General features: G+C 55.0%; 12 protein-coding genes. 4 read left to right on the top strand and 8 right to left on the bottom strand.

Translation table 11 applies throughout. The features are described from left to right. Positions 1-192 precede the first annotated feature (192 nt). Together AC0QHF_RS15545 and AC0QHF_RS15540 are read right to left on the bottom strand one after the other, a co-directional pair. Positions 193-3,645: an AAA-like domain-containing protein gene (locus AC0QHF_RS15545; RefSeq protein ID WP_324705137.1), complete on the bottom strand. Its 3,453-nt coding sequence runs from the start codon at positions 3,643-3,645 to the stop codon at positions 193-195. A 194-nt stretch (positions 3,646-3,839) separates the two neighbouring features. Next, positions 3,840-6,566, bottom strand: a complete 2,727-nt coding sequence (locus tag AC0QHF_RS15540) for a valine--tRNA ligase (RefSeq protein ID WP_324705136.1) — start codon at positions 6,564-6,566, stop codon at positions 3,840-3,842. A gap of 112 nt (positions 6,567-6,678) precedes the next feature. Here AC0QHF_RS15540 and AC0QHF_RS15535 point away from each other — a divergent pair, with 112 nt between their 5' ends. Next, a complete protein-coding gene (locus tag AC0QHF_RS15535) occupies positions 6,679-7,311 on the top strand; it encodes a hypothetical protein (protein WP_324705135.1) in 633 nt (210 codons plus the stop codon). A 284-nt stretch (positions 7,312-7,595) separates the two neighbouring features. On the opposite strand, the gene AC0QHF_RS15530 is transcribed toward AC0QHF_RS15535, so the two are convergent. Beyond that, complete coding sequence (locus tag AC0QHF_RS15530) at positions 7,596-8,999, bottom strand: dolichyl-phosphate-mannose--protein mannosyltransferase (protein WP_324705134.1); 1,404 nt, start codon at positions 8,997-8,999, stop codon at positions 7,596-7,598. A 280-nt stretch (positions 9,000-9,279) separates the two neighbouring features. Between AC0QHF_RS15530 and AC0QHF_RS15525 the strand changes: the two genes are divergently transcribed. After that, positions 9,280-9,495 carry a hypothetical protein gene (locus tag AC0QHF_RS15525; RefSeq protein WP_324705133.1) on the top strand — a complete coding sequence of 72 codons (216 nt, stop codon included), beginning with the start codon at positions 9,280-9,282 and terminating at the stop codon, positions 9,493-9,495. A gap of 221 nt (positions 9,496-9,716) precedes the next feature. Here the strand turns inward: AC0QHF_RS15525 and AC0QHF_RS15520 are convergent, their stop codons facing one another. The 5 genes from AC0QHF_RS15520 to AC0QHF_RS15500 form a co-directional block, all read right to left on the bottom strand. After that, positions 9,717-10,076: a rhodanese-like domain-containing protein gene (locus tag AC0QHF_RS15520; RefSeq protein WP_324705132.1), complete on the bottom strand. Its 360-nt coding sequence runs from the start codon at positions 10,074-10,076 to the stop codon at positions 9,717-9,719. Between the two features lie 518 nt (positions 10,077-10,594). Next, positions 10,595-11,467 carry a calcium-binding protein gene (locus AC0QHF_RS15515; protein ID WP_324705131.1) on the bottom strand — a complete coding sequence of 291 codons (873 nt, stop codon included), beginning with the start codon at positions 11,465-11,467 and terminating at the stop codon, positions 10,595-10,597. 71 nt (positions 11,468-11,538) lie between these two features. Next, positions 11,539-13,287: a DNA repair protein RecN gene (recN, locus tag AC0QHF_RS15510; RefSeq protein WP_324705130.1), complete on the bottom strand. Its 1,749-nt coding sequence runs from the start codon at positions 13,285-13,287 to the stop codon at positions 11,539-11,541. Positions 13,288-13,432: 145 nt separating this feature from the next. Next, a complete protein-coding gene (locus AC0QHF_RS15505) occupies positions 13,433-13,642 on the bottom strand; it encodes a hypothetical protein (protein WP_324705129.1) in 210 nt (69 codons plus the stop codon). Continuing rightward, positions 13,643-16,402, bottom strand: a complete 2,760-nt coding sequence (locus tag AC0QHF_RS15500) for a sensor histidine kinase (RefSeq protein WP_324705128.1) — start codon at positions 16,400-16,402, stop codon at positions 13,643-13,645. It abuts the gene before it with no gap. Between the two features lie 154 nt (positions 16,403-16,556). Here AC0QHF_RS15500 and AC0QHF_RS15495 point away from each other — a divergent pair, with 154 nt between their 5' ends. Then, complete coding sequence (locus AC0QHF_RS15495; protein ID WP_324705127.1) at positions 16,557-17,705, top strand: quinone-dependent dihydroorotate dehydrogenase; 1,149 nt, start codon at positions 16,557-16,559, stop codon at positions 17,703-17,705. A gap of 256 nt (positions 17,706-17,961) precedes the next feature. Beyond that, a complete protein-coding gene (locus AC0QHF_RS15490) occupies positions 17,962-18,636 on the top strand; it encodes a glycoside hydrolase family 108 protein (protein WP_324705151.1) in 675 nt (224 codons plus the stop codon). Positions 18,637-18,708: the final 72 nt, after the last annotated feature.

The raw sequence follows: 18,708 nt of genomic DNA, 5'->3' as shown, positions 1-18,708 counted from the left end.
GAGTCGGGAGTCGGGAGTCGGATTTTTCATCTTTCTCCCCAAATTCTCCATCCTCTCAATGTCTGAGCAATTATCAAGATTTGATATTAAACAGTTGGTTCCCCCCTCGACGGCACTGGCAGAACTCAAATCCGATGCCACGATTTTTAACGGTCAAGTCTAGGGTAATTCAACCGCCCATAAATGTCAATTTTATCGACCGTCGCACAGGTCGCGATCGCCCGTTTCAAGTTTCGCATTCGTTCGCAAATAATCCCCCATCCAATCGCAGGCGTAGACCAGTTCATCCAGGTTGATAACTGCCTCCACATCCCACATCGCCACGGTGCGATCGTCGCTGGCGGTGACGATGGTTTTGCCATCCGGACTGAATTTCACAGTCCAGAAGCCGCCGCAGCAGCCGTAGAGGGTTTTGATTTCCTCGCCCTCCACCGTCCACAATTTCACGGTGCGATCGGTGCTTCCCGTCGCCAGCAGGCGCCCGTCCGGGCTGAAATCGACACCGGGCACGCCATTTTCGTGACCTTCAAACGTCCTCACCGCCGTCCCGTCCCACCGCCACAGTTTCGCGGTCTGGTCCATGCTGGAGGTGGCGAAAAATTCCCCCGCCGGACTCGCCGCCAACCCGAAAATATCGCTGTCGTGGGCGATGACAGTTTTGAAGGGGGTCCCGTCCGCGTTCCAGATTCGCACCGTCCCATCCGACCCCGCCGACGCGAACTTTCGGCCGTCGGGGCTGAAAATCACCCGGTAGACCCGTCCCCGGTGGCCGGAGAGAGTTTTCAGCAGGCTTCCGTCCCGCGTCCACAGTTTGACCGTCCCATCTTCGCTGACGGAGGCCAATTTTTGGCCGTCCGGACTGAAGCTGACATCCCAGGTCTGGTTTTGATGTCCGGTCAGGGTATTTAAAAGAGTGCCATTTTTATTCCAAAGTTGCACGGTTTTATCGGAACCCGAAACTGCAATAATTTCCCCGTCGGGGCTGAAATCGTAGCCGAATAAAGTGCCGCTTCCGCCTTCGAGGGTTTGGGTAATTTTTCCGCCGCGATCGCGCAAATAAACCGTCGGCCCGTTGCTGGCGATCAAGGTTTCACTGTCGGGGGAAAAGGCGATATCCCAGATTTCGGCATTGAAATGAAACGCCGTGACGAGGGAAGTTTGGGGATGCCACAGCCGGATCGAATGATCTTCGCTGCCCGAGACGACTAAGTTGGAATTGACGGGGGAAAATGCCACCCCCCGGATGATGCCAGTGTGTCCGGAAAAGGTTCTCAATAACGTGCCGTCCGCCAGCCAAACTCGCACGGTCCGATCTTGGCTTGCGGAGGCGATTCTCTGTCCGTCCGGACTGAAGACTAAATCTTCGATCCGCTGTCCGTGTCCAGCCAGGGTTCTGATGAATGTGCCGTCCGATTTCCACAGTTTCACGTCCTTCTCATCCCCGGTGGCGAGGGTTTCGCCGTCGGGACTGAACGCCACGTTCCAAACATCGGTTTCGGACTCGAAGGTTTGCAGGAGTCGGCCGTCCGAAGTCCATAATTTTGCGGTATTGTCGATACTCGCCGTGGCGATTTTTTCACCGTCCGGGCTGAAGTCCACATCCCAGATCATGCCCTCGTGTCCTGTCCAATTTTTTAACAAATTCCCGTTTATATCCCAGACTTTAATTTGGCGATCGCCCCCCGCCGAAACCCAGGTTTTTCCGTCCGGATTGAAACTCAAACTCCACGCCGGCCCCTCGTGGGCTTTAATCGCTTGTTTGACTTCCCCCGTTTCCCAATTCCACAGCTTCACCGTCCCGTCCAAATGGGTCGCGCCAACCCACGGTAAATTGGGGTGAAATTCGACGGTAAAGACGGTGGCGTGGCTGTCCAAAGTTGTGACGGGCGTTCCGTCCGCTTTCCAAATTTTTACCTGTCCCTTACTCACCGCCCCGGCGACCAATTGCCCGTCCGGGCTGAACGCCACATCCAGCAGCGAAAACGGCGTGTCATCGATGCGATTGACTTCGTGAACCCAAAACAGCGATCGCTTCAAATTTGACTCGATATCTTCTTTCAATTGGGGGGAATAATTCTTGAGGGTTTTTAGCTGTCTTTTTGCCTTCAATAAATCGAAGACAGAATCGAGTCTTTGGTGGGACTCGAAACGGGCGACGGAGGATGAAATCGTCGCTTTTATTGCGCTAATTTTTGCCAATCTTTCACTTTCTAAGGCTTGGCGATATTGTAAAAATGTGGCGATCGCCAGCCCGGAAATCACCGCCGAAGTCGCCCCCAAAAATGCCAGCAACCGCCGCTGAACCTGCGAGGCTTTTTCCAGGGCCCGGGCGCGTTCCAACTCCAATTTTTGCTGCACTTCTCGGCGATCGCGATTCTCACTCGCCGCCAAAAACTGATAGTCGTCATCCCCCAGACTTTTCCCCCTCGACCAGTTCTTCGCATCCTGCAACGCTTGACCAATTAAAAGACGAGAGTTATCGGTTTTTTCGGAGGCAATCCAAGCATCCATCGCCTGGGAATAGGGGCGCAACTCGTTTAATTTTCGTCCCACCCATTCCGAATTAAAAACTTCTCGATAAATGGGATTTTTGACCTTTATCAAACCCTCCTGTTTTGTCGCAATTCCCGATAACAATAACTCCATCTGTTCCCGGCTGTCGTCTGTCCGGATCGCCTCGCCCCGCAACATCGCCTGATACATCCCCAGCAGCCGCGCCGCCCACTTTTCATTTCGCAAAATGCGATCGCGGATCGTCCGCAAGTGTTCCGGTTCGTCCCGGGATTGCCAATTTTTGACCACCCGAGTCTGCACGATATATTCCACAAAAAAAGTTTCGGAACCGGGCAGAATTCCAAAACTCGATTTTTTGTCATTCTCCGCAAACGAAACCAGCAGGTTGCACAATTTTTGCGTCAGGAACGGCTGGCCCTCCGTCCACTCCAACACCGCCTTTAAAATCGCCCTCGGGTCGGCAAATTTTCCCTCCAAACCCGGTATCAAAGCGTCAATACAATTGTCGTCAAATCCCGTCAGTTCCACCGCCGTCCCGATATTGAACGGCGTCCGTTTTTTGTCCCGAATCAAATCCGAAGGCGTGGCGACTCCAAAAATCGCAAACGTGATCCGATTGTACTCCGGATTCACCGCCCGCTGATTGTAACAGTACCGGATCAACGCGAAAAAATCATCCACCGGAAAATTGAGGGTCAAAATGCTGTCGATTTCGTCCACAAAAATAAACAGCCGTTCTTCCGGAAACTGATTCAACAACTCTTCGATAAATTGACTCAACCGCTGCAATAAAGAGAGTTCTTCCCGTTCCTGCCACCAGGTTTTGACCTTGAACTTCCGCGACAGTTTGAACCCGAACCACAGCTTTGTCAGGATGCCTTTATACCACTGCAACGGCGTCACGTTCTCGCTGCCGATGCAGGTCATATCCAAACTGCTACATTTGAACCCCCGCTGTTGTAGCCGGTAGGAAGTCCGCACCAAAAGGGAAGATTTCCCCATCTGGCGGCAGTTCAAAACGTAGCAAAACTCCCCGCGAATTAATGCTTCGTAAAGTTCGCGATCGGCCCCCCGTTCCACATAGCTGGGGGCTTCTGTACTTAAACTGCCACCGACTTGATAATGATTCATTGGGGGTGGGGGGATAATTGATAATTGATAATTGATAATTGATAATTATTTATTGTTTTCCTTTTCTGTGGGGGCAACCGTCTCAGGTTGCCAAAATTCGGGGTGTTGGATCTTCCGCAGATTACGCAGATGACACAGATTTAATTGGGGGATGGGTAGGGGCGCAAGGTTTGCGCCCTTCGACTTGTTTACAATTAGAAACCGCTCAGACGATTTCGCAGGATTTCTGCCTGTTTTTCGGCTTCTGCGAGGGCATCCCGCGCACCCTGAACCACGGCGGGATCGGCTTTTTCCACGAAGTTGCGGTTACTCAACCGCTTGTTGTAACTGTCGATTTCCTTCTGGATTTTCGCCAGTTTTTTCTCCGTGCGCTTTTTCAGGGCTTCCAAATCCACTACGCCGGCTAGGGGAATCAGGGCTTGCACCGTGCCCACCACACCGGCAATACTTTGACCTTCATCGCCTTTCAAAGCCTCGGCAATTAGCAAATTTTCCACGCCTGCGAGGTCTTTTAGGTAGGTTTCTCCCCCTTCTAAAATATCCCGTTCCGTGGCATTTTCGCTTTGTAAAATTGCCGTAACTTTGACCTTCGGTTTGATGTCCGCATCGGCGCGAAGGTTTCGCAGGGTGCGGATGGCGCCGATGATCAGGTCGAAATTCGTTTCCAGTTGGGGATCGATCGCATCTTCCTCCACTTTTGGATAGGCTTGAACCGCCAGACAATCCTCCTCGCCGGTTTGGGTGAGGGTGTGCCAAATTTCTTCAGTAATGTGCGGCATGAAGGGATGTAATAGCTTCAAAATCCCCTCCAAAACGTGGGCTAACACCTGTTGGGCGACTCGCCGGGAGGCCCCATCGTCCCCCTGCAGGCGGGATTTGGCGAGTTCGATGTACCAGTCGCAGAAGTCGCCCCAGATGAACTCGTAGAGCCCCTTGGCGGCTTCTCCCATGCCGTAGGCTTCCATGTAATCGCAGGTTTGCTTGACGGTTTGGTTGAAGCGGGACAAAATCCAGCGATCGCTCAATTCTAGCTGAATGATGTCCGGCGCCCCCAACTGGGCGGGGGTGTGTCCCTTCAAATTCATCAACACGAACCGGGCGGCATTCCACAACTTATTCGTAAAGTTGCGGGAGGCTTCCACCGAGGGGGATTCGTCTTTTTCGCGATCGTATTCTAGGCGGATATCCTGTCCGGCGCCGATCACTTCTCGCATCAGGGTATAGCGGAGGGCGTCGGTTCCGTATTTGTCGATCAGCAATAACGGATCGATGCCGTTTCCTGCTGATTTGGACATCTTTTTGCCATTTTCATCCAGGATCAACCCGTGGATGTAGACGGTTTGGAAGGGCATTTGGTCGGTAAAATATCCCGCCATCATCGTCATCCTGGCGACCCAGAAAAAGATGATGTCGAAGCCGGTGGAGAGGGTATTTGTGGGATAATAGGTTTGTAAATCGGGGGTATTTTCCGGCCATCCCAGAGTCGAAAACGGCCACAATCCGGAAGAAAACCAGGTGTCGAGTACGTCGGGATCTTGGCGGAGTTCCACGGTTTCGCCGAATTTTGCGATCGCCTGTTTTTTCGCTTCGGCTTCGGTCCGGGCGACAACAAAGGGCGTGGAATCGGTTATTTCTCCCCCGGTTTCACTCACCGCATACCAGGCGGGAATCTGATGTCCCCACCACAGTTGTCGGGAAATGCACCAATCCTCCAACCTCACCAGCCAATCGCGATAAACTTTCGTCCACCGTTGGGGTACAAAAGCGGGGCTATTGTGATTATCTAAAGCATCCAAGGCGCGATCGGCCAGGGGGCGAATTTTCACGAACCACTGAGTTGATAATAGCGGTTCGACGGGAACTTTTCCGCGATCGCTATAAGGAACAGAGTGGCTGTAATCCTCCACCTTCACCAAAACCCCATCTTCTTCCAACCGCTTCACCACATTTTTGCGGGCGACGAAGCGATCCTGCCCCTCAAACGGCCCCGCATTCTCATTCATGGAGCCGTCTTTATTCATAATATTAATCATCGGCAAATCGTGCCGTTTCCCCATCTCGAAATCGTTGGGGTCGTGGGCGGGCGTCACCTTCACGCATCCGGTTCCGAATTCCGGATCGACCAACTCATCGGCGACAATCGGAATTTCCCGGTTCATAATCGGCAGGGTGAGGGTTTTGCCGATCAAATCTTTGTAGCGATCGTCCTTCGGGTTGACCGCGACTCCCGTATCGCCCAACATCGTTTCCGGGCGGGTCGTCGCCACCTCCACGAAGCCGCTGCCGTCGCTGAGGGGATAGCGGAAGTGCCACAAATGTCCGTTGACTTCCTTATTTTCCACCTCCAAATCCGACACCGCCGACTCGCTGGCGGGGCACCAGTTGACCAGATATTCGCCCCGGTAAATCAACCCATCTTCGTAGAGGCGGACGAAGGCTTCGAGCACGGCTTTGGAGAGTCCTTCATCCAGGGTGAAGCGTTCCCGGGTCCAGTCACAGGAGACGCCCAACCGTCGCAGTTGGTTGACGATGCGATCGCCGGACTGTTCCTTCCACTCCCAAGCCCGTTCCAGGAATTTATCCCGCCCCAGATCGTAGCGGTTTTTTCCCTCTTCCCGCAGTTGCCGTTCCAAAATGGTCTGCACGGCGATGCTGGCGTGGTCGGTTCCGGGCAGGTAGAGGGCGTTGTAGCCCCGCATCCGATGATAGCGGATCAGGGCGTCGATGAGGGAGTTGTTGAAGGCGTGGCCCATGTGCAGGCTTCCCGTCACGTTCGGCGGCGGGATCATGATGGTGTAGGGTTCGCCCGGATTCGCCGGGTCAGCCTTGAAAACCTGCTTTTCTTCCCAATATTTCTGCCATTTGGCTTCGGTGGAAAAGGGGTCGTACTGGGTCGCCAGGGTCGGAATGGTTGCAGTCATGGCAGATCGTGGACAGTGTGGCCAGATTGGTGGTTCTTAAACATTTTGCCACAGGAGTCGCCCAACCTGAATTAGATTATGGGTAAATCCAGGCTTCACCCCAAAATCCAAAATGGCGAAACCCAACATCCTCCAAACCGGAAAATCCTACACATTTCGCAGCTATTTTGAGATGATCTACGAGCCGGAAGACATTCTGGCCGAATTCGGAGTCTCGCTCCGCCGCGACACCCTCACCCTCCCCAAAGCGGATCTGGAATCCAACGCCATCCCCATCGCCAACCTCAAACAGAACCTTCGCCGCCGCCTCCCTTTTGTCAGCCTCACCAGCGAAGCGGCGCGGCGAGAAATCCTCATTGCTCCGGTGGTTCTGGAGTTGATCGACTACACCCAAGCCCAGCTCAGGATCGAATATTCTATCAATGTTTCCGAGCAGCTTAAAGGCTCCCTCGACTATTACCTTCGTTCGGAAAATCGTCTGCTGATTATCGAGGCAAAAAATGCGGATCTGGCGCGGGGACTGACCCAGCTTGCGGTGGAACTGATCGCCCTCGATCGCTGGATTGATGAAGGCGAAAACCCATTGTACGGTGCCGTCTCGACGGGCGATATTTGGCAATTTTCCCGGTTCGATCGCCGCCAAAAACAAATCGAACAAGACCTGAACTTGTACCGAGTCCCCGCCGATCTTGAAGATTTGTTTTCCATCCTCATTGGCATCTTATTAAAATCGGAGTTATACTAGAACGATAGAAGAAACCCGCTTGGGAATCAATTCCCAAGCTAACAGCGAAAATCCTCTCAAGAGGATTAGAGTCTAATTTTCAGATTTAAAAATTCATAAAATTTCACCACAGAGGCACAGAGAACACGGAGAATTGATCGGTTTTTCCTGTAGTCTAGTAGTAGACCGTTTCGGCTCAAATGAGGCAAAATTCAAAACGGAGCATCGGGCATCTTGCCTGTGGATTCAGATCGGATCGCCTCATTTAAGATGAAACAGTCCACTACTAGACTCGATGACAAACCCTAAATCCATGAATTCAACCACATTCGCAGCTTCCATTCTTCCGGGGAAAGGGGTAAACCGAGATAGATGGGAAGCCAGTAGAGAAACGCCATCACCACCAGAACGATCGCGGTCATTCCCATGATTTTTCGGTCGGGTTGGCGGCTGTGCAGCCAGCGATCGCACCACCAAGCCGCCGCCATGATCGCAAACACCACCGCCCCCATATAATGATAGATGAACAGGCAGCGACTCACCATCGCCCAGGGGAGAAAATTGGCGCCCCAGTTGGCGATCGCGTACAGGATGACCCAATATTCCGGCTTCGGGAGAATGCGATCGCGCGAAACAAGATCGCTCAAGGCGACCCCGACAAATCCGGCAATTGCCAATATTGAAAACCACCACAAAACGGGATTTCCCATGCCGTGCACGTCGTAAATTATCGGGAATTCCGGAATCGAAATATTATTGAGCGACGGGGGGATATTTTCGGGGCTGTTTACCCGTTCAAAAAAATAGACCATCGGCCGGATCGTCCCGGGCCAGGTGTGCCATTGGGAACAGTAGGGATGAATGTCCGTATCACCCCCCAAATTTTGGTGGAAGGTGAGAATTTTTTGGTGCAATTCCCACAGGTTATATTTGGGATTTTGTCGGAGGTGGGGAATCCAAAGTAGGGTGTAGGTTAAAAATGGAACGATCGCCAAGTTCAGGATAATGTGGATCGGTTTCAATTCCGTCAGCCGTTCCAGGGGGGAGGAAAAAGCGGGCGATCGCCATTTCATCAACCCTGCCACAATCAATAATAAATAAATCCCCAATAAAAATCCCAACCCGTTCCACTTGACGGCGACGGATGCCCCGAAACAAACCCCGGCGAGAATCAGCCAAACCGGGCGATGCTGATTTTTGCAACTCAATGAAATTAAAAATAAAAGTTGAGCCAATAAGCCGAAAAATATGATATAAATATTGTTGAGGGCGTAGCGGGATTCCACCAAAAATAAACCGTCCAACGCCATGAAACCGGCGGCGATGAAAGCGAAACTGGAGCGGCGGGTCAGTTGGTAGGCGATCGCGCCCACCAGCACCGGAATCGTCGAACCGATCGCCGCATTCATCCAGCGGTAATTCCAGGGCGAGAGGGGATAACCCGCCGCATCGTGGACAGCATCGCTTCCCCAATTAAAAATAGAGCCGATTTGGAGGGCGATCGCGATCAGATATTGACTCAGGGGGGGGTGGGAATTAAAAAAGGGGGTGCGGGTGAGATAGTTGTGGGCGAACTTGGCGAAATACACCTCGTCGAAAACGAGGGTATTGAAGCGATCGAGATCCCAAAATCTCAGCGATAGCGACAGCAAAAAAATCGCCGTCATCCCGACCCAAAATTTCCGCGAAAACCGTGTCAAGAGCTGCATGACTGGGATGGATGCGATCGCCTCACAATTTTGGCTATTTTATCCGAGAAATGCTCCCCCCGTCTCCGAGATGCCCCCCCGGGGGGGTCAAACCCTCCATGCATGGGGGTTCTGGCTTCCCTAAATCTAAAAATTGGGTTAAGATGTGACGGCGATCGCAGTTGACCCGTCAGTTGACTCACTCAAAGTGCCTCGGATTGTCACGGAGCCTCAGAAGGTGAATCACCCATGAACTCGGGAAAACGGGCGATGATTAAAGTGTCGAGTTCAAACCCCGCCAATGTTTCCAGTCAAACTCCTTCCCGGTGCCATCAACGAAATCACAGTTTCCGTCTGCGAAACCAAATCTCTGACCCTCGCCGACCGCTACGGCCTCATGGCCGCGATCCTCGATGAGTCCCTCGACGAAGAAGAGCGTCGGGCCATCGATCGCCTGCTGCGCTCCACCCTGCGGGGACGGGTCAAACTGGTAGACGAACTTTCAGTCACAAACTAGGTCAGGTTTCTCCGCGGCGATGGCGCAACAGATCGAACTCGACAGCTTTCTGCTCCGTATCGCCCCCCGAGCCGACCCCCAGAACTAGGAGAGTCCGCAGACGCGGACTCTTTTTCGATCGCGGTCAATTATGGCAATGAGCGCTCGTGCGTCAACTTGCTTGGGGGAACCTCGGGGCTTTCAATTCTCCCGACTCCCTAATACCGACTCCCGACTCCCGATTAATAAAGCGGGACGCTCGGATCGACCGCTTTGGCGTAGGCGTCAATGCCACCCGCGATATTTTTGACGTCGGTGAATCCCTGTTCGACGAGCCACATACACATTTGGGCCGATCGCCGTCCGTGGTGGCACATCACCAGGGTTTCCTTGTGGGGGTCGAGGTCGGTCAAAATGGGTTCGGCCCACTGCTGGTATTCGCTCAACGGATAGTTGAGAAATCCATCCACCCTCGCGATCGCCAACTCTTGAGGTTCGCGGACATCGATCAGTTGCACCGCCTCCGGAGAGGCTTGCAGGCAGGAGGCGAGGGTTCTGACATCAATTTCGGAAAAGGATTGATTGAAAGATTGGGCTGACATAAGTTGCGTATGGACCGATTGAGTTCAAGCATTGATATTTTTCACTTTAACCGAATCTCTCCGGAATTCCTCACTCGTCTGCCGGGTGGGGATGGATGGCGACACCCCCCGCGATCGAGAGACTTTCCCTGCGGATTTTGGTACAATGCGGGAGCGATTCGATTTGGCTTCTCAGGAAACACGTTTCGGGTCGCGTTAGATCAATCTTGTCGCGTTATGGGGCGATCGACCGATGGACGAAATTTTCAAACCGAGCCTGATCGAGCCGGTGCTGACCCTCCTGGGGACGCTGGGGTTCTTCTTCTTTGCCATTCAAGCCTATCGGCAATTGGAAAAATAGTGATCTAAAATCCGGTTGATTGCCCGGAACAAAACGGGTTGGATCTCCACACCGCTTGGGAATCAATTCCAGAGGGCGCAAGCCAGGGGCCCCTACCCGATCAAATCATCTGAAGATGATTGGGAAGTTGGTGCGACTCAATAATCGGATCTGATATGAGTTGAGCCGCGATCGCTCTCTAGGATTCTTCTCCGGACAATTTGACCTGCTTGCCAATCAAGCTCAAGAAGTTGGAACCGAAATGTTGAATTTCCAAAAAGTTGGCGTACTCGTCCGCCGGTTTGTAAATTTTAAAGGTTTTCATAATCCCCAACGTTGCCGCACTTTCCAACGGTCCGATAAAACTGCTGTCGCGGTCTAAAAAATAGGGCTGTTCGGCCCAATATTTCATCTGTTCTGCATTGAGAAAATAACAGCCCGCGTGGGGGTTGAGGGTGCGCCGAAACTGGAGTGGCTGTTCCATGACTTTCCCGGTCAACTGGGGGCGATCGCGCACGTTTTGAAACTTGGCGGTGACGTGGGGCAGTAAATTGCCGTCGATGTAGGCTTTGTTGACTTTCCCGTAGGGAGAAATTTCGTAGCGGTTCGGCTGCAAAAGAGTTTCATTCCCCGCGTGGGCATTAAACCACCTCAACTTGACAAAAAACCAGGGGTCGTGTAAAATTAAGTCATCTTCCAAATAACAATAATAATCGTATTTCCCCAACTCATTCCGCAACACGTCCTGACACTCGAACCCCAATTTCATCGGCTCGGCATCGGTGGCGTGGTGGCGGTAAAAACCTGGGGGCAAGGGCAGTTGTTGCAACAGGTGACAATTCTGGGTGGTACAAATGACGATATCCACCGCATTACCCCCGCAGTGGTTGACCGGAAACGTGGCGCATTTGCCGATATCGATGACGCACTGACTGTCGCTGTAGAGTCCCCGCAGGGCGGTCAAACTCATGCTCAACCCCATCAATCTCGGTCGCGGATCTTTGTTGAGGGAGGCGTGGCTACCGTCGCCTTCGGGATTATAAAAATGGGGGATCGTGACTAAAATTCGCATCTGAAATTAAAAAATAGTAAATCAGAAATCTGCGTCATCTGCGTCATCTGCGGACGGAAATCAAATATCATTCACGATTGTAAAGCCTTCGCCCCATTTTGACGCAGGGAATCCGCCTGGGTCAGCAGGGACTCCGCAAATGCGATCGCCTCCCGGACCGATCGCCCGCTGGCCAGTTGGGCCAACTCCTCCCGCCGTCCCCCCGTATCCAGGGACGCGACCCGAACCACCGTCCGCTTGTCGGAGGCGGGTTGGCCGTTCTCATCGGAGGGGATCACCGTTTTAGCCACCCGGAAGTGGTGATCAGCCATCGCCGCCACCAGGGGTTGGTGGGTGACGCAGAGCACCTGGTGGCGGTGGCTGAGTTGGTGCAATTTTTGTGCGATCGCAGTGGCCACCCGCCCCGACACCCCCACGTCAATTTCATCAAAGACCAGAGTTCCCGACCCCTCAATTTGGGAAAAACAGGCCTTCAGGGCCAGCAGAAATCGGCTCATCTCCCCGCCGGACGCCGTGTCGCTCAAGGGTTTCAAGGGTTCACCCGGGTTGGGACTGAAACAAAATTGGATGCGATCGCTTCCCGTCGGCGTGGGTTCGGTGGGGATAATCTCCACCTTAAACCGGACGCTCTCCATCGCCAACGGTTTCAACTCCCGGATGAGGTGAATTTCCAGGCGGCGGGCGATTTCGTGGCGTTCGGCGGTGAGGAGGTGGCAGGCCTCTTCCAGGCGGGTTTGGGCCTCGCAGTAGGCTTTTTCCAGCCCTTCGAGGGACTGATCCGCGTCTTCGAGTTCCGCCAATTCGGCCCGGATGCGATCAAAATAGTCCATCACCTCCGCCAGCGTCGGGCCGTACTTGCGACAGATCTGTTTGAGGTCATGAATCCGATCTTCGACATCCTGCAAGCGGTCCGGGTCCGATTCGAGTTGCTCTCCGTAGCGGCCGATTTGCTGTCCGGCTTCCGTGACCTGGGCTAAAGCATCCTCCACCATTGTCAGAATGGGTTTGAGTTCGCTATCGTATTCCACCATATCTTGTAATAGGGTTTCGGCGCGACTGAGCAGGTCGGCGGCGGCCTCTCCCCCGCGATCGTGTTGGTAGAGGGCTTGATAAATTTGATAGCTTTGCTGCTGCAATTCGACGATGTGGTTGAGGCGTTGGTGCTCTTGCTGGAGGTGTTCCAACTCGTCCGCATCGGCGAGCTCGGCGGTTTCGAGTTCCTGAATTTGATATTGCAGTAAATCCAGCCGCTGCAGCCGCTGCTGTTCCCCCTGCTGCCGCTTTTCCAGGGCGATCGCGGCGTTTCGGGCTTTGGCGTGGGCGAGTGTTACCTGTTGTCGTAGGGCAATTGTAGGGGCTCCCCCGTACAAATCCAACCACTCCCGCTGCAAGGTGGGTTCCCCCAACTGCACGGTTTGGCCCTGGGCGGTAATTTCGACGAAGCGATCGCGGAGGCGATCGACGGTCCCACGGCTGACTAAAATACCATTCAAGCGCGATCGGCTGCGAAATTTATCTTGGTTGACGGTCAATTCCCGGGAACAGACCACCAGGGACCCATCGACGAGATCGATTTCCTGTTCTGCGAACCAGTCCATCAGGGCCGGATTCACCTCGAAGGCGGCTTCCAAAATCGCCCGATCCGCCCCGCTGCGGATGCTGCGGCGATCGACCCGCCCCCCCAAAACGGCATCGACGGCATCCAAGATGATGGACTTACCCGCCCCGGTTTCCCCCGTAAACACGTTCAATCCGGGACCGAATTCGAGATCCAGGTGGTCGATCAGGGCAAAATTGTCAATTCGCAGAGAAATGAGCATAGGGGAATGGGGTGTGGGGTGTGCTCGGTGGGGTGTGGGGAGCGGGGGGGGCGGAGGAAGCTTCGGTAAGCGGAGGGAGCGGGGGAAGCGGGGGAAGTGCAGAAACGGGTAGAACATCTGCACCGCTTGGGAATCAATTCCCAAGCTAATAGCAAAAATCATATTCAGATGATTGGGGAGGTTGTACGAATCTGATATAAGATGTCGCCTCTGCCTCCTCTGCCTCCTCTGCCTCCTCTGCCTCCTCTGCCTCCTCCGCCTCCTCCGCCCCCTCCGCCCCCTCCGCCCCCTCCGCCCCCTCTGCCTCCTCTGCCTCCTCCGCCTCCTCCGCCCCCCTGCCCCCCTGCCCCTCCACCTAATCGGCCAAAGGCAGAATCAAATGGATGGTGTCGGATTTGAGTTGGAGTTGACCGCCCATTTGTTCGACGATTCGGCGGCAGATGAGCCAGTGTCGGGCGGGCGATCGCGCCAGGGGGGGCATTTCCAGCCAGTCGGGGACTGATTCGTCGAACCGGCGGGGGTCGAGGGGGGAGGCGGGTTCGACGGTGACGACCGCGACCCGGCGATCGGGGGGGGAAACGGCGATTTGGATGGAGTCTCCTTCTCGCGATCCGTAACACACTAACTGTAGCAACTCTCCGATCGCCAATTCGAGTTTGATGCGATCGCCCGCGATCGTCCCCTGCCAGTCCCGGCGGATGGGCAGTATCAACCCCCGCTTTCTGAGTACCGGGTCGATGCGACTGCGGATGTGTCGCAGTAAACTGGCGATGGGGACCGGTTCCCGGGTGTAGCGGAGTTGCCACTGTTCCTGTTTGATAGCCGAGGCGGTGGTGGCGAGGGCGTTGCCGATCTGCCGCAGCAGTTGTTGTTGGCGGAGGTGGGCGAGTTGCTGTTTGTGTCCCTCCTGAGAGTTGAGAGGGGAGTTGTCGAGTTCCTGGAGTTGTTTGATCCCCGATCCGACGGTGCGGCACAGCCAATCCAGGCGGCGGTGTTTGTACCAGTTCAGGCAGGCCAAGCTTTGCTGTCGGGTTTCCAACTGCCGGCCGAGTTGCAGGTAGCGGCAGGACCAGGCGAGTTGCGTCAGCAGGGGTTGCAAACCGTCCGTTTCGTCGGGATGATGTCGGGGATCGATCGCCAACAATAGCGTCTGGGTGAGGTGTTGGGGGGCTGTGGGTAATGCGATCGCGCCCATTTGGCGATCGACAGTTCCGGGAAGCCAATTTTTGGTTTCCGGGGACAGGCGGGAGGCGTCTACACATATTATTTCGCCTGACGACAGGCCGCTTTGAATCAGGGGATCGGCGGCGACCGGGATATTGACGCCGGCGGGGACGGGTTCGCCATCGGCCGTCCAAACGGCTGCAATTGTGGCGGTTTCCGGCGCTTCCGACCGGGCGACCAGATACACCCGGGGACTCTCCAAAAACTCGGCGATCGCTTGTAAAAGGCCCCCGGTGGCGGATTGGATGTCTTGGGTGTCGTGCAGGGCATCCCAACTGCGGGCGATCGCATCTTGAACCTGTTGGCATCGGTGCAATTCTTGATGCAAGTGCCACTGTTGGACGACGGCGGTGAGTTGCCGTCCGACGTGCCGCACCAGATCCCGTTCCAGGCTGTCCCAACTGCGGGGACTGTCGTGGCAGATGACCAGCAAACAGTGGGTGTCGGGCCGGGACAGGTGTCCGTGGGCCACCAACAGCGATCGCGCCCCGCCCTCCCACAGGGGTTTCCGCCAAGCCGCCAAAATCCGCTCCTCAGCCCAATTTTCCACCGCCAGCACCCCTTCCAAGTGCAGGGTTTCCCACTCGGCCTCCGACAGGGGACTCAAAGGCGCGGATAAGGGTGCGACGGGGCGCTTTTCGGGGCTCGGTTCGGTTTGGTAAATCGCCTCGAACCCCGCCGAGGGTTCACCTTGCAGCAGCAACACCCGCGTCCCCCCCAGGCGCCGACTCAAGCGATCGCCGATATCCTGAAAGATGGCATCCCCCTCGGCCGAATTCGCGATCGCCCGGATCGACCCGCAGGCGAGGGCGCGGTCGAATTCGATTTGCTGGATTTTCTCCGATCGCTCCCAAACCGGGGCGGTGAGGGATAATAATTGTGCGATCGCCTGCAACCCCAACTTTTCGGACTCCTGCCAGATCCGGGCTTGCTGCCCCTCCACGGCCACGAAGCCCAGCAGGTCGTCCCCCGAGCCGATGGGGGCAGCTAGGAGCGATCGGGCGCGGATTTTCTCCATCAATATCCCCGTGGTATCGGCGCTCAGGGAACTGTAGGCCTCCCCGATGGAGACGAGGCGGTTGGCTTTGAGGGCGCCGTAAAAATCCCCCAGATCCTGGACGGTGATGCCGGAGGAGGCGTGGTGGTTGCCGCCGACGGATAATTTCTGCTGGGTCCGGGCTCGCAGCCAAAAATACCGCCCTTCCTTGGCGTACCAGTAGACGCTGGTGCGGCTCGGTTCGATGAACCGCTGGATTTCCTCCACCACGGCTTCCAGGGCGCGATCGGGGGTGAGGGGTTGAGAGAGCCGCGACAGGAGTTTGAACAGGGGTTCGTCCAGGCGTTTGAGTTGTTGCTGTTGCCAGCGGGTTTCGAGTTGGCACAGCGAGGTGGCCAGGGTCCCCAAAACGATGGATAAATGGCTCGTCTCGTCGTCACCCGGGGAAATGCCCCAGGATGTCGATCCCAGCAGCACGACCCCGAAACAGCGATCGCGGTGGCGGAGGGGGTAGAGGAGGGTTCCTTCGATGTCGAACCGGGCGGCGATACTCCGCCATTCTCCCCCCCGAGTTTCGGACTGCAAGCTGGGGACGACGACGTGGCGGAGTTGGATGACAACCTGCTCCAAAAGATCCCCCGGAGACAGGGAAAATCGCTGTTGGAGGAGATCCGTTTCCCCCGTGGGGGTGACGCCCCCTTTGCCCACCAACTGATGTTCGAGGCGGTCGTAGAGCCCGATCCAAATCAAGTTGTAGTTGAACTGCGATCGCAGATGGGATAAGGTAGTTTGGAGTAAAACATCGACGTTCTCTTCTTCTCGCAGGGTTTGAAGGATTCGAGCGAGGGCGATGATGCGATCGTCGGACGCGGTTGGCTGTTGCTGGCAATCCATGAAGTGACCCGGTAAACGATGAAAACCTGCACGGCACAAGTCGAGTGAAATTTCAGGACGGCGACCTGGATTTTTATAGCGGATTTTATTAATTTTAAATTTCGGATACCTTAATTTTAGCGGGTCAAGGGTTGTTCAATTTGAGGGCTGGAAATTGGATCTGTATCGATCGCTGCTCAAACCGATTTTGTTCCGGGGACTGAAGGTCGATCCGGAATGGGCACACCACCAAACCATGCAACTGCTGCACTGGCTGGATCTCAACAAATCCCGGCTTCCGGTGTCCCGGCTGGAAACCCTATTGCAACCGGGGTTTTCTCTGAGCGATCGCCGTCTGGAACAGAAACTCTGGGGCCTGGATTTTCCCAACCCCGTGGGGCTGGCGGCGGGGTTCGACAAGGACGGCATGGCGGCGGGTTTGTGGGGGAGTTTTGGCTTCGGATTTACCGAACTGGGAACCGTGACGCTGCACCCCCAACCGGGAAATCCCCGCCCCCGACTGTTCCGACTTTTGGACGATCGGGCGGTTCTCAACCGCATGGGGTTTAACAATCAGGGGGCGGCAACCCTCGCCACCCGCCTGCAAAATAGCCAACCTTCTTCGGTGTCCCCGAAAATTCCCGTCGGCATCAATTTGGGCAAATCTAAGATCACCCCTTTGGAGGGGGCGGCGGATGATTATTTAGGCAGTTTCCAACTGTTGCGGGACTGCGGAGACTATTTCGTGGTGAATGTCTCGTCCCCCAACACGCCGGGGTTGCGATCGCTTCAGGCGGCGACGGAATTGGACAAAATTCTGGGGGTGTTGCAAAATGCCAATACTGAGGGAAAACCCCTGCTGGTGAAAATCGCCCCGGATCTGGAGTGGGAGGCGATCGCGGAAATTGTCGATCTGGCGAAAACGCACCGTTTGGCCGGAATTATCGCCACCAATACCACCATCCGCCGGGATATGCTCAAAACCCAATGGCTGACTCAAACGGGAAAACCGATCGCGGAAGAAGCGGGGGGGATCAGCGGTGCACCGTTGCGGGAGCGATCGACGGAGGTGATCCGCTACCTGTGGCAACACACCGGGGGCGAAATCCCCATCATCGGGGTGGGGGGTATTTTCACCGCCGAGGACGCCTGGGAAAAAATTACAGCCGGCGCCAGCTTGGTTCAAGTGTACACCGGATGGGTCTACGAGGGACCTGGGATGGTGCGCCGGATTTTGGAGGGGTTGTTGCAGAAATTGCAGGAACGGGGACTCGATGCGATCGCCGATGCGGTGGGTTCGGAAGGCGATCGGGAACGGTATTAGGGAGTCGGTATTAGGGAGTCGGGAAAAGGTTCCGAAGTCGGGCGACAATTTCCAGAACCCAATACCTAGGCAGATCGCTCCCCGCCTGCTATCCTGTTGTCTAGTTTTGTGTGCATCGATCGCGCCCGCTCGTTTTTACCCTGAAAACATCCGGGGTGGCGGAAGTCGAGAGCAAAGAAATTGAATTGTCAATTATCAATTGCCAATGATCAATTCTTCCCAAAACCCCAAACCCTACCTTGAATTGCATACACCGATGAACTGGCAAAACTTGACACCCAACCCGTTGAAAAAACTCAATCTCAAGTCTCGCCTAATCGCAGGCGGTCTGGGATTGGCCCTCGCCGTCGGCATCCCCCTCGTCAGCCACCAAAGTTTGGCTCGAACCCGCGCCGCGGGCGACTACGAACAGCGGTTGTTCGATGCGGCCCTCGCCTTTACTCTCTATTTTGAAGGGGGTTTCAGCGATCACCCGGCTGATATCGGCGGTCGCACTTATCGGGGAATTTTGCAGACAGAATACAACGCCTATCGCGCCAGAAGAGGTTTGCCGCCCCTGGATGTTACCCAAATGTCCGAGGCGGAAATGTTGGAAATTTACGATAGCTATTGGGACGGCAGCGGCGCGGCGGCGATGCATCCCGCGTTGGCGATCGTCATGTTCGATACGGCGGTCAACTTCGGGATTAACAATTCCATCACGTTCCTCCAGCAGGCCTTGGGACTGCCCCAAACGGGCGTTTTCGATGCCACCACTCGGGCGGCGTTGCAGCGGGGAAATAACAAATATACCGCCCTGCAAATTGTCAATGAACGCATCCTTTACCGTTACAAACGGGTTCAGGAAAATTCCAGCCAGATGGCGTTTTTCCACGGCTGGCTGAGTCGGGATTACAGTCTGTGGGGATACGTCAATCAGATTCAAAATTAATCCCACGTAGCACAAGCTTCTAGCTTGTGAAAACAGGCAAGATGCCTGTGCTACATTAATCCCACGTAGCAC

Source organism: Lyngbya sp. CCY1209, assembly GCF_055795065.1.
The sequence above is the reverse complement of the archived record's forward strand: the minus strand, read 5'-3'. Positions and strand labels throughout refer to the sequence as shown.